At 59.2% G+C, this 10,532-nt stretch carries 13 protein-coding genes; 1 reads left to right on the top strand and 12 read right to left on the bottom strand.

The window, feature by feature from the left end:
• A partial coding sequence (locus EOA36_RS37665) for a hypothetical protein (protein ID WP_210212396.1) occupies positions 1 to 181 on the top strand: 181 nt, incomplete at its 5' end.
• Positions 182 to 207: 26 nt separating this feature from the next.
• Here EOA36_RS37665 and EOA36_RS02375 read toward each other — a convergent pair.
• The 12 genes from EOA36_RS02375 to EOA36_RS02320 all read right to left on the bottom strand — a co-directional run bounded on the left by EOA36_RS02375 (position 208) and on the right by EOA36_RS02320 (position 10,050).
• The gene (locus EOA36_RS02375; protein ID WP_127275454.1) at positions 208 to 645 is read right to left on the bottom strand and encodes a hypothetical protein; all 438 of its coding nucleotides are present in this window, start codon (positions 643 to 645) and stop codon (positions 208 to 210) included.
• The gene (locus EOA36_RS02370) at positions 635 to 1,159 is read right to left on the bottom strand and encodes a hypothetical protein (RefSeq protein ID WP_127275453.1); all 525 of its coding nucleotides are present in this window, start codon (positions 1,157 to 1,159) and stop codon (positions 635 to 637) included. The genes EOA36_RS02375 and EOA36_RS02370 overlap by 11 nt, the downstream gene beginning before the upstream one ends.
• A gap of 200 nt (positions 1,160 to 1,359) precedes the next feature.
• Complete coding sequence (locus tag EOA36_RS02365; RefSeq protein WP_189553091.1) at positions 1,360 to 2,445, bottom strand: DUF932 domain-containing protein; 1,086 nt, start codon at positions 2,443 to 2,445, stop codon at positions 1,360 to 1,362.
• A 246-nt stretch (positions 2,446 to 2,691) separates the two neighbouring features.
• Complete coding sequence (locus EOA36_RS02360; protein ID WP_127275451.1) at positions 2,692 to 3,333, bottom strand: hypothetical protein; 642 nt, start codon at positions 3,331 to 3,333, stop codon at positions 2,692 to 2,694.
• Between the two features lie 245 nt (positions 3,334 to 3,578).
• Complete coding sequence (locus tag EOA36_RS02355; protein WP_127275450.1) at positions 3,579 to 3,917, bottom strand: hypothetical protein; 339 nt, start codon at positions 3,915 to 3,917, stop codon at positions 3,579 to 3,581.
• Between the two features lie 10 nt (positions 3,918 to 3,927).
• Positions 3,928 to 4,149, bottom strand: a complete 222-nt coding sequence (locus tag EOA36_RS02350) for a hypothetical protein (RefSeq protein WP_127275449.1) — start codon at positions 4,147 to 4,149, stop codon at positions 3,928 to 3,930.
• 454 nt (positions 4,150 to 4,603) lie between these two features.
• Positions 4,604 to 4,816, bottom strand: a complete 213-nt coding sequence (locus tag EOA36_RS02345; protein ID WP_127275448.1) for a hypothetical protein — start codon at positions 4,814 to 4,816, stop codon at positions 4,604 to 4,606.
• Positions 4,817 to 5,303: 487 nt separating this feature from the next.
• A complete protein-coding gene (gene terL / locus EOA36_RS02340; RefSeq protein ID WP_189553089.1) occupies positions 5,304 to 8,162 on the bottom strand; it encodes a phage terminase large subunit in 2,859 nt (952 codons plus the stop codon).
• Positions 8,155 to 8,640, bottom strand: coding sequence for a hypothetical protein (locus EOA36_RS02335; RefSeq protein WP_127275446.1), 486 nt, complete (start codon positions 8,638 to 8,640; stop codon positions 8,155 to 8,157). Before EOA36_RS02335 ends, terL begins: the two co-directional genes overlap by 8 nt.
• Positions 8,640 to 8,984 carry a hypothetical protein gene (locus EOA36_RS02330; RefSeq protein ID WP_127275445.1) on the bottom strand — a complete coding sequence of 115 codons (345 nt, stop codon included), beginning with the start codon at positions 8,982 to 8,984 and terminating at the stop codon, positions 8,640 to 8,642. The genes EOA36_RS02335 and EOA36_RS02330 overlap by 1 nt, the downstream gene beginning before the upstream one ends.
• Complete coding sequence (locus EOA36_RS02325) at positions 8,981 to 9,523, bottom strand: hypothetical protein (protein ID WP_127275444.1); 543 nt, start codon at positions 9,521 to 9,523, stop codon at positions 8,981 to 8,983. Before EOA36_RS02325 ends, EOA36_RS02330 begins: the two co-directional genes overlap by 4 nt.
• Positions 9,520 to 10,050, bottom strand: a complete 531-nt coding sequence (locus tag EOA36_RS02320; protein ID WP_127275443.1) for a hypothetical protein — start codon at positions 10,048 to 10,050, stop codon at positions 9,520 to 9,522. Before EOA36_RS02320 ends, EOA36_RS02325 begins: the two co-directional genes overlap by 4 nt.
• Positions 10,051 to 10,532: the final 482 nt, after the last annotated feature.

Raw genomic sequence — 10,532 nt, 5'->3', positions numbered from 1 at the left:
GGTCCACACTATCAAAGAGCGGAGCGGCGTCAAGCAATTCTTGCCAAAAGCGGAGATAGAGTTAACGGAAAAGAGCCCGGCGACTGGAGGTCAAGCCGGGCTCTTTGTGCCGCGCAGGTGTCAACGCGGCGCGGCGAACTGGATCATTTTACAGGTGACAGGCAATGTCCAAAAGGATTAGCCAGAGACTGAGATTCACAAGCTGGATCAATCGAGGTAATTCCCTTCCACGAAGCGTTGCAGGTTGAGATTGTGAGGCTTGACGATATCGGCCTCGGGTGACCATCCGCCGCGCTCATTCTCTTGCGCGCGGCCGATTTGCAGCACGATCGATCCGCCCATGGCGTCGTTTTCCATGCCGTGATAGGCCAGAAAAGCGTCGACCAAACAGCGGCGATAATGTGCCGGGTTAGGGTCCGACTCGTTGTACCATCCGATACAGTCAAGCGCGGCCTTGCGGCGCGTCTCTTCCTCCGGCAGGTAGATCGAGCCCTGTTCGATCACATACAGGTTGTCAGGGCCTCCAGCGTCCGAACAGGGCGTGATCCGCACGGCGCGGACATAGTCGTCCGAACCATCTTCGCGCCAATACAGTCCGCCCTCTTCGCGGTGCAAATCGCCTGAATACTGCCATTCATGCGGCATTGCGGGCCTCCTGCATCTTGGCGCGCTCTTCCGCCCACATGATCCGGCGCGGGGCCATCTCAACGGCATGCGCTGCCGTGCGGACCTCGTCAAAGGCCTCGCCAGTCGCGGCCATGCCAATCGAGAACTGGAGACAGTGCAGCAACTGTTCCATGCCGCGCGCGACCTGAGTCCCCTTGCGGAAATGGTAATTGTTGATGTTGCCAAAAGCGTCTGACAGGCAGGTGTCGGAATCGGTGTCGAAATGCCACGACAGCACAAAGGTGTTATCGGCGCGGTGAAACGCGCTCTTGCCGGCAAAGTCGACGGTGACTTTCAGGCCGCGCGTCACATGGATATCGACACAGATTTCGCTCTTGTCGAGATGACCGGCTCGGATGACGGACTCTTCCACGCCGTGCGCGTCGACGAAGTCTTTCACGATCGCGGCCATGCGCTTGCGGTCGGCGGCTTTGCGTTCGGTGAGGCTATCGAGGTCCGCGACTGGCGAGACCCAAAGGCGTTGCTCATTCATGGAAGAAACTCCGGTTTGCGTTGACAATCCGAATGTAAAGCAATTCTGGACACGCACAAGCGCAAAGTACTGGACACGGATTGTAAGGTTAACGCGGCGGGGCTGGGCGTTAACCTTAACGGCGTAGGGTTAAGATCGAGGAAATAAATAAAAATTGAAACAAAAGGGCGAGACCTTTCGGCCTCGCCCTTTTCTGTTTCTTACAGAGCGACCTCCATCACCTTGGCCGATGCTCTTTCAAGCGCGACCCGGTCATCCGCGTTCTTCATGTCGCGGGCGACCTGAGTAAGGCCACCGGCAAGACCCCAAGACGACTTCGGATCGCCGTACCAGTCGGCGTATTCCTCGGCGACCTTGAAGCCGTCGACAATCGCTTTCTTGCCCAGCCCAGAGACGCGCAAGCCCATGACGCGGTCAATGACCTCGTCCAAATCCTTGCCCAGCTTGTAGCGGCGCATGCGCTCAATCTGGAGTTCCGTTTCGTCGGCCGACGAATTGGCATAGCGGATCAGTTCGGCCTCCAGTCCGTCGAAAGCGAGCGTGTTAGCCGCGCCAACGTGACGGATTTTGACCTCTTTGACTTCCGACACGCCCCAGACTCGATGGTTGCCGCACACAAATTCGTAGAGGAACGACATGATTTTGAACGATGCCGCGCCGACTTCCGAATTTTCGACGAAAAAGCCGCGCGACAGGCCACCGGCCGGACCCTTTTCGAAGATGCGGCGATCGTTGTCGACCATGAACGCGAACATGTCCCGATCGCCCAGATAGAGACCGCGCGAACCGTCGAAAGCGGCCGGAGCGGGCTGCCAAGGACCTTCCGCTTCCAACTGGAGAAGACGGCGCGTGATATCGCTATTCCAGATGCGGGAATAGCGGCCGGAGGTCATGGCGCGCAAGGTGCGCATGCCGGCCGAGTCGGTCGGATTGTCCAGCGAATAGAAGAGTTCGCGGGAAGCGTCCGACTTGGAAAAGCCGGAGTTCAGGCAATCGGCCGCAAGCTTGGCCGGAAGGCTGGAGAGATACGCGGCCGGCGCATCGGCCTCTTTGGCAAGCTGGCCAAAGCTCCAATTGGTGAGCTTGGTTTCGACCATGGAACCATTGAGCACAACCGCGCCATCGTCGGAAACCTTGGCCTCCAGTTGACGAACAGGAACGTTGCGAGTGCGGCGGGCTGCCGCCTTATAGCCCAGAGCCGCTTCATGCAGCGCCTGAACAGAGGCGAAGCGCTCATCCGGAGCGCGGCGAGCCCAGTTGTCGTTTGCTTTCGTGAGAGTGGTCATTTCGGAAACTCCGTTTGTGTTTGTGTTGACGCTCCGAATGTAGACCAATTCTGGACAAACACGCAAGTCCATTTTTGAAAAATAATCTGGCGGGTGAAAGTTAAGGTTAACGCCGCCTAAGACCTCGTCGGCCGTGCGGCCGGCGTTAACCCTACACAGGTAAGGTTAACGGAGACTAGATTAAGTCTAGGCCGGGCTTTTAGCCCGGCCTAGACTTAATCTAATAAGGTCAATCCTTACCCTCCCTTACGTTCTCCGCTCCAGCGGCACATGATGCTTTATGTATGCTTTAGTTTTGGCTTGCCGGGCCAATCGTGCTTCCTCCCTTTCCCTTGCTTCCTGTTGTTGGCGCTGGACATAGGCATGCTTGGCCGCTTCCTCGGCCGCTTCCGTTGCCCATTCGTAACCGATATGACCCCAGCAAGAGTCCTGCTCATTGCCGTCCGGATCATGGATGATATAGCCGTAGCACTCGCCATTGGCCCAGCGGCCATATTCCTCGGCAACCGTGCGGGCATACTCCAGCCGCTTGGCGTTGCGCTCGCCCTTGCCGCGTCCCCAGTCGCTCTTTTTCAGAGCGACAATGCCGACCTGCCCGCTATCCCATGGGCAAGAGAATGGATTGGACATGCCGGCGCGATAGGCCACGCCAGAATGTTCGTACATGTAGAGATTGGCGAAATACCACTCCCGCGCATTCTCTTTCATCCACGCGGCGACCTCGTCGGCCGTGCGGCCCAGCTTGCCTTCGGCCGGATCGAGATAGTTGCGGTGCAGGACAACCAGCTTGACGCCATCGTCGTCCCCATAGGGACGCTCGCAATCGTCGTCGTGCACGATTTGCGCGGTGAAGCCCGGCGCGGTCTTGAACGATAAGGTCTCGGACATGGGAAACTCCGTTGCGTTGACAATCCAGACTGTAGACCAATTCTGGACAGAAGCAACAAGAATTTCTGGACGTGGATGGTAGGGTTAACGAGGCGTTAACGCGGCGCGGCCGGCGTTTACCTTACCCGGTCAAGGTTAATGGCGGGCTGGCGGGCAGAAGCCCGGCACGTTGCCGGGCTAGAGCCTTATGAAGACCCAGAGCAGGAAGAGGAACAGGGCCAGTTGGATAAGCCTGAGCAGAAGCATCAGGCGGCGTCTTCCTCTTCCTCGGCCGGGCCAATGACCTCGGCATGATCCGCGTCCCCAAATATCTCGGCGAACTTGATCGCCTCGGCCGCTTGCCGGTCGAACTGCTCGGCCAAGCGCGCAGCGGCCGGGCCATGTGGCGTCATGTCGATGAAGATGCGGCCGGCCTCGTCGTGTTGCTCGCCTTCGAGCGGCTTGTGGTCGATGAGCTTGCGGAAGCCGTCAGCGGTCTCTTTGAAGCGCTCGGCCGCTGACCGGCATATGTTGGCAAGTGTCGACGTGTCGGAATCGTCCAGAATGTTGTGAACGTTGCCTATCCGGTCCTTGTGGTTGTGCATTGTCTGACTCCTATGTCCTGTCCATGATGGCGGAGAGCTTGACGCTTGTCACGTCAAGATGTTTGCCGGCCTTGTCCCAGACCTTGGCCGTCTGGTCGTCCTGCCAAGCGCTGCGAATGTGCTCGGCCTTTTCATTGCAGATCGAGGCGATAGCGTCGACCACGTCGATCAGGCCGCAAGCGTCGATAAGCTGCTCCAGATCAGTCATGCGTTGCTGCGATGGTGCGGGCATGTGTGAGACTCCGTTTGCGTTGACCAGTGCAGTAAAGCAAATCTGGACACGCGGCGCAAGCGTTTCTGGCCGAATTGGTTAATCTCCGCTTTTGAGAGGCCGAAACAAATGCGGAGATCGAGTGCAAACCCATGGCGCGCGCGGCTTTGCGGTCGACCTCCGGAAAGTGGGAAAAGCGGAGATCGTTAAGCGGCCGTTAACCCTACTGGATCAAGGTTAACGTCTCCGCTTTTGAGAGACCCAATTTTGAAAGCGGAGATCGCCGAAAAGCAAAGGCCGGCCAGTGGGTTACTGGCCGGCCTCCGGATTGTGGCAAAAGCGGATGTCTATTTCTTCGCAATCTCCCGCGCGATGATTTCCTGACACGTGCTAGGCGTGAAAAAGTACGGCTTGGCGTTGCGCAGGCAATGCCCGCACGTGAAATTGCTTTCGCACTTGCACTCGACGCTCCGGCTCATGCCGCGCGCCCAATGTAGAGTTCCGCGACCGCCTTTGCGGCCTGTGCCGGCGTCCAGCCGTGCGCCATGTAATGCATCAGGACGGCAATGTGCCGGTGAAAGGTGAGACGCGGCCTTGCGTCCATGAGTTCGAGATCGACTTCATAGAGCCAGAGGGTGATGGCTTCGGCCTTGCGCGTGTCGAGTTCGATTGTGATGTTGCGGGCCATGACTGACTCCTGTTTGCGTTGACAGGATCAAGCTAAACCGGACCTCCGCATTTGTAAAGCCAATCTGGACGGTAAGGTAAAGATTATCTGGACGGCGCGTTAACCTTAACGCGACAAGGTTAACACGGCCGTTAACCCTACCTGTCCAGGGTTAACGTTGGTGGGCGCGTTAACCTTACTTCGGCAGGGTTAAGATCTACTGGCCGTGGGCGCTGTATATAGAAAACCCCTCCCCGTTTGGAAAATCGTCCCGTTTGGAATCTGGTCCCGTTTGGTTTTGGCTCCCGTTCCGTTTCAGTCCCGTTTGGCTTCCGTTCCGGTCCAGTTCGATATATGAGCGTCGATCGAGGCCGTTTATATACGATCGTGCATCTCCGCTTTCACCAGTTTGCGGAGATGCGCCAGATTATGCAGGAGAAACAAGGGGTTGAGTGCAGAGCGCAATCAGGAGATGGCGTTAACCCTATGCCGTCAAGGTTAACGGCTTTCAGCCCTTGAGCTTCTTGGTGCCGCGTCGATAGCCACCATCGGTGTGCGCCCAGTGCAGATACTGGCTGGAGGCGTCGACGTTGTCGTCGTATCGGCCGGATGGGAACTTCAAAAGCTCGTCGATGTAGTCGGCCAGCCAGTCGGCGCGCTCGGGCACGACAACGTTGCCGCTCTGCCACTGGACCATGGTGCCGTCGAAGCGCATCGACTTTTCCATGCGGCCCGGATTGAAGCCGATGATCGGGCACGGTGCCAGACCTCGGCGGGCCTGCTCGTACTGATGGCCGGCACCCTTGGTTTCGATCAGGATCACGTCCGCGCCCCAGTTCGTGGCGATAAGTTCGATCGCTTCGACCAGTGCCGGGAACTCGAATTTGGCTGCCTTGGCGTATGCCAGATAGTGACGGTGATCGGAGCCTAGAATCCAGACCTGAATGGCGCTGCGGTCGGCGCGCGTCGAGACGGTTTCGGCGGTGTCGACCGAGACCACGGTGCGGAGCGCGTAGACAGGATTTCCATCTTTGGAAATTGAAATTCCGGCCCGAGGATTCTTTGGGTCCCCGAGGATTTCGAGGGTCCCCGTGGATTTCTGGGGTCCCATGGATTCAGGTGGGTCCACCTTGATCAGCCGTGGATCACGCACCTGTGCGGCCACGCGCTGGGCTGCCTGTGCCGGCGTCTCACGGGAGAGAATAGCGGCCTTCTGCGGCAGATGCTTGTAGTAAGAAAGCCATTCCCGCTGTAGAATGTTACCCTTTTCAAGTACAGGATTGCACTGATACAAACTGGCCCACATTTCGTCGGTCATTGTGGCTTTTACGTCCAACAAAAACCGTTTTGTGAACAATTCAGGCCAAAGTTCGTCTCCAACATTTCGGCTCAAAACATCGTCTTCGTTGACGGCGAACGCAGGTAGATTGATGAACTCCCACGGCTCGGCCGTGGAACCTTCCTCCTTCATGAGTTCTTCGAGCCGGCCGACGATGTCGTCGGTGTGCCAGCGCGTGACGATGATCAGTTCACCAGCACCCGGCAGCCGGCGCGAACGAAAGTCGTTCCGGAACCAGTCCCAGACCTTTTCGCGGATCGTCGGCGAGTAGGCGTCGGCGAACGTGGCGTAGGGGTCGTCGATGTTGTTGAAGTGCGAACGATAACCCGAGATGCCCTGCCCCACGCCCTTGACGACGTAGGAACAATCGTTGGTCAGCACGATTTCGTCCTGAGACGCGGAGCGGATGCCGACGTTCGGGAACACCTTCTGGTAGCCCGGCTTGGTCAGAATCTGGTCGCGGAGCTTCTTGCCAAATTCCTTCTCGGCGAAGCGCTGGGTGTGCCCGCCCTGCAACCACTTCTTGTTCTCGCGCTTGCCCATCCACCACGCGGGGAAGAGCCGGCTGCAATAGGTCGAGTTGTGCACCACAATGCCGCTGGCGAGGAACGAATGATCCTCTTCGACGGTCAGGCACTTGGTCTCGCGCACGTCCCAGTCAGGAATGATTTCCACGATCTTGTCGGCGGCATAGCGGCCGTCGAAGAACTGACGCGGCACGATCGGGGCCTGCCACAGGCGCTGGTTGACGCCCCGGATGCGCAACGTCTTCTGGAGGTAGAATTGATCCTCGGCATCAGGAATCGAAAGGCTCCAGAACGTCGTCGGCTCATAGTTCCAGTTGCCGACCAGATGCTTGTCGAGGGCGCTGCGCGCGCCGAGGCGTGCAAGCAGGCGCTGGAGGTCAGCGACGATCGCGCCATTGCGGACGCGGATCACCATCTTGTTGAGGCCGTTCGACTGCGCGTGGCGCGACGGCGCAAGCGTGGCGTCCATGGCGAAGATCGCGCCCATGAAGCCGCCGATCTCGGTGATCGAGCCCTTGAACACCCATGCCGGGATGCGCATCGAATGGCGGTGCTCGCCAAGCATGCCGTTGGTCTTCAACCAGTGGGCGAACTTCTGCTCCAGCTTGCAGGTCTGGATCGCCTCGCCGTAGGAAACCTTCTTGGAAATCTTGGCGCGGAAGCCGAGCCGCTTGGCGGTGTCGATCATGTCCTGCATGATCTCGGGATCGTCGGTGCGGAAGTGCCGGTCGATCGTCATGATGCGGGAATAGACGCGGCCCCGGATCATGCCTGCGGCCATCATGTAGCCGGCAAGAATGAACTCGTCGAGCGTGCGGCCGGAATGGTTGCGGATGCCAAATTCACGCTGCTGGGCGAGCACGTCTCCAGCTTTCAGATGCTGAGCCTGTACCCAGCCGCCCGGCGTCAGGAATGGATGTTCGGCGTGCGGATAGAGGACGCGGCCCGAGACCGTGCGCACCAGCATGACCGGTCGCTTGCCCTGATTGTGGATTTCGAGGACTTCACGCGGCAGCCCGGAATGCCCGATGACGAAATCGCCCGTGTCGACCTCGCCAAGAGGCTTTTCCGAACCATCGGCCATCGTGACCGGCGTGGTCACGCACATGTCCTTGGCGTGGCCCGGTGGCATGGAAACGCCGATGCGCACGCCCGGCGTCTCTTCCATGGTCATCAGCTTTTCGCCGAGGTAGCGGTGCAGCTTCGACGAGGCCGGCTCATCGGGCGAGATCACTTCGACGAAGGCGGTGAAATCGATCGGGGCAGCCTCGATCAGGCGCGACTCATGCTGGCTGCGGCCACGCTTCAACAGCGTCTGGATCGCCTGATGCTGGCGATGCAGATCGGTGGCACCGGTCATGTGGGCAATGGCAGCCTGTAGCTCAGGGGAATGATCCGCCTGACCGGCCGCGATCTTCTCCATGAGCGTGGAGAGATCGCCGACCTGCTTCAAGAACGCGTAGGCCTTGTCGCGATCCTGATACGGATAAGGCTTAGGCACCGGGGACTCCGCTCGGCAGCGTCTCGGCAAGACGGCCGATCGCATCGCTGGCCTTGTCGAAGTCGAATGTCTGGCTGGTGTCCTCCGGCTCGCCGTCCGGCGTGTCGGCCAGCGGCGTCTTGGCCTTGAAGCTGACGCCGATGATCTGGGCCAGCATTTCGACCGCCTTGTTGGCCGGCGCGATCTGCTGCGCCTTCTGGGCAATCCCGACGTTCTTCATGAGCGTCTTGATCAGCCATTCGCGGTTGAGTTCGGCCGGCAGGTTGTCGAGATCGTCTTCGCTTTCGCGGATCGCGATGTCGCGCTTTTCGCCGAGCAGTTCCTGAATGCGGGACTGAATTTCGGGACGCGACTTCAACTGGCTCGCGGCCGATGCATTGCGCGGATAGCCGGCCTGCTCATAGGCGTCGATCTGCTTCATGCCATCGGCGAGCGCGTGGGCGAACTGCTCCCACTTCGGGTTGGAAAGGATCGGCATTACTTTGCCTTTCCCTTCGCCTTGCCCTTCGGCTTGGCCTTGAGCTTTTCAGCGTCAACGGTCAGCCCGAGCTTGGTCAGCGTCGAAACGATGATGCTCTCGACGAGTTCGGACAGTTCCTGTTTGGCTTCGGCCTCCGCCTTCCGGCGCTGGATGCGGGCGTATTCGCCGGGCGGGATGAAGCCGGCAAAACCCTGCTTGTGCGACAGAGCGATAATGATCGGCTGGCCGTCAGCGTCGACCTTGCCGGTATCGACCATCTCGATCTCGTCGCCGCTATCCTCGCTGATGAACATCGACGGGACGTTCAGGCGTTCCTCATCCATCCAACTGTTCTTGGTCATGCTGCTTTCTTTCGCTTTGGTGCGTCGGGAGGGTTGATGAGGCGGATGGCTGCGGGGAGCCGTCCAAGTTTGAGCGCGCCCCAGAAGGCGAGCATCGCGGCTTCGCCCCGGTCGTGATCGCCCTTGCGGGTCAGGATCGGTTCGAGTGCCGGGATCAGTTGAGCGGCGCGGCCGAGGCTGAGCGCCTTGTCGGCCGAGACGTGGAGATCGCCCTTCCATTCCTGCGGCGTCGGCTGCAACAGCGTGCAGTCGAGAAGCATCGAAGCAGCCATCTCGACGTGGCCGAGGTAGCGCCCGAGGGTGAAGGTCGACTTCGAATCCTGCCCCGGCCGCGACCAGAGCTTTTCGGTGACCAGATGCGTGGGCTTGCGAACGCGGATGAGGCGTGCCAGCCGGCCGTGGTCGACGTGGTTGCGCACCCCTCCGGCGATCTTCGTCTCGATCTTTGGAGCGTCGATGACTTCGAGTTCCCAAGTGTCGATGTTGAGGAATGCCAGTGCGCCGTTGACACCCGGATCAAGGCCGAGGATCAGGCTCATGCTGCCACCTTGATCAGGTTCTCGCCGAGGATCAGGAGCTTTGCGCCGTAACTGTCGGTGACCGTGCCGGTGGCGATCGGGCGATCGACCTCGACGACCTTGCCGGCGCGCTGGCCGGTGAAGTTGTCGCCGCGCCATGCAACGCTGTCGCCGGTCTTGGCGTCGAAGCGGGTCCCGGTCTCCATGACCCACGCGATCATCGCCGCGCGATATCCCCGGTTCTTGGTGCGCTCGACGCCACTGGCAATCGCATGCACCAGTTCCTGATCGACGGGCCAATCGAGATGGCTCTGGAGATCGGTGGCGATGCGGAAGGCGTCGTGATCACCCGAGTTGCCGCGCATGGCGGTTTCGAGCATCAGCTTGAAGGTGGAGTCTTCGGTGGGGAGGCCGGCGATGAAGGATTTGTAGGCGGCGGCACCGATGCGGGCCTCCGACTTTGAAATCCAGAGCACCACGTCATCCCGCACGATCTCGGCGAAGGCAGAGGCAAAGGACGGCCGAGGCCGCTTGAGAAGCAGGGACATGGGCACCGCGCATGGTTGAAAGGATGCCGCATGGTTGATTTTCCACCGCTGAATGTCAAGCAATTCTGGACAAATGGCTCAAGAAACACTTGACAAACGCGGCGCGTTCTGAACGGGCGATCTGAACTCAACCGGTTCCCTGCGTGCAGTCTATTAGAGGGTCTGCACCCATCCCGTGGATTGGAGGGATAGGATGTCTGCACTCGACTGTCTGGGTTTGGACGGTGGAGGGGGATGTCTGCACTCAACCTTTAAAATGTGGAGGATAGAGGGATGTCCCCTCCCCTATTGTGAGCAGGGGAGTTATCTACAATTTGAAGGATGAGTGCAGAGTGCGTTCGAACGCGCCTCCGTTGTTCAAGCAGGCGTGCGCCGTGCCGGAGCCCTCTCAGGTGAAATCTGCACTCAACAGTCAAAGAGAATCCTACCCATAGATATGATATTAAGGATGAGCAAATGGTGGGTTTAATCTCCTTTATCTA

Source organism: Mesorhizobium sp. M8A.F.Ca.ET.021.01.1.1 (assembly GCF_003998025.1).
Lineage (GTDB): Bacteria > Pseudomonadota > Alphaproteobacteria > Rhizobiales > Rhizobiaceae > Mesorhizobium.
Note: the sequence above shows the minus strand (reverse complement) of the source record. Positions and strands in the feature narration are given on the sequence as shown.

What these genes read in the sequence shown, in the direction of transcription:
- EOA36_RS02320 (WP_127275443.1), bottom strand. Translation starts at nt 10,050, where the DNA reads ATGTCCCTGCTTCTCAAGCGGCCTCGGCCGTCCTTTGCCTCTGCCTTC.
- EOA36_RS02365 (WP_189553091.1), bottom strand. Translation starts at nt 2,445, where the DNA reads ATGACCACTCTCACGAAAGCAAACGACAACTGGGCTCGCCGCGCTCCG.
- EOA36_RS02360 (WP_127275451.1), bottom strand. Translation starts at nt 3,333, where the DNA reads ATGTCCGAGACCTTATCGTTCAAGACCGCGCCGGGCTTCACCGCGCAA.
- EOA36_RS02370 (WP_127275453.1), bottom strand. Translation starts at nt 1,159, where the DNA reads ATGAATGAGCAACGCCTTTGGGTCTCGCCAGTCGCGGACCTCGATAGC.
- EOA36_RS02350 (WP_127275449.1), bottom strand. Translation starts at nt 4,149, where the DNA reads ATGCCCGCACCATCGCAGCAACGCATGACTGATCTGGAGCAGCTTATC.
- EOA36_RS02355 (WP_127275450.1), bottom strand. Translation starts at nt 3,917, where the DNA reads ATGCACAACCACAAGGACCGGATAGGCAACGTTCACAACATTCTGGAC.
- EOA36_RS02375 (WP_127275454.1), bottom strand. Translation starts at nt 645, where the DNA reads ATGCCGCATGAATGGCAGTATTCAGGCGATTTGCACCGCGAAGAGGGC.
- EOA36_RS02325 (WP_127275444.1), bottom strand. Translation starts at nt 9,523, where the DNA reads ATGAGCCTGATCCTCGGCCTTGATCCGGGTGTCAACGGCGCACTGGCA.
- EOA36_RS02335 (WP_127275446.1), bottom strand. Translation starts at nt 8,640, where the DNA reads ATGCCGATCCTTTCCAACCCGAAGTGGGAGCAGTTCGCCCACGCGCTC.
- EOA36_RS02345 (WP_127275448.1), bottom strand. Translation starts at nt 4,816, where the DNA reads ATGGCCCGCAACATCACAATCGAACTCGACACGCGCAAGGCCGAAGCC.
- EOA36_RS02330 (WP_127275445.1), bottom strand. Translation starts at nt 8,984, where the DNA reads ATGACCAAGAACAGTTGGATGGATGAGGAACGCCTGAACGTCCCGTCG.